The 237-nt window shown below is 36.3% G+C and carries 1 tRNA gene; it reads left to right on the plus strand.

Annotated features, from left to right (window positions below):
• Positions 1 to 68 precede the first annotated feature (68 nt).
• Positions 69 to 144 (plus strand) — tRNA-Lys (locus tag H4J57_RS19730).
• Positions 145 to 237 lie beyond the last annotated feature (93 nt).

Consider the following 237-nt stretch of genomic DNA (forward strand, 5'->3'; position numbering starts at 1 on the left):
ATTAATGATATTTTATTAGTGATTATTGCATTAGTTGATGATGATTCTCAACACCACAGTTTATATGTCGGCCGTTAGCTCAGTTGGTAGAGCAGTTGGCTTTTAACCAATTTGTCGAAGGTTCAAATCCTTCACGGCCGACCACTTCTTAAATAGTTAATTTCTAAATTTATAAGTCAGATAGCAAACAACAAAAAGCCGAGGCTTTTAACCGTTAAGCCGATTAGCTCGAAGGTT

This window comes from Colwellia sp. BRX8-7, assembly GCF_014077275.1.
Taxonomy (GTDB): Bacteria; Pseudomonadota; Gammaproteobacteria; order Enterobacterales; family Alteromonadaceae; genus Colwellia_A.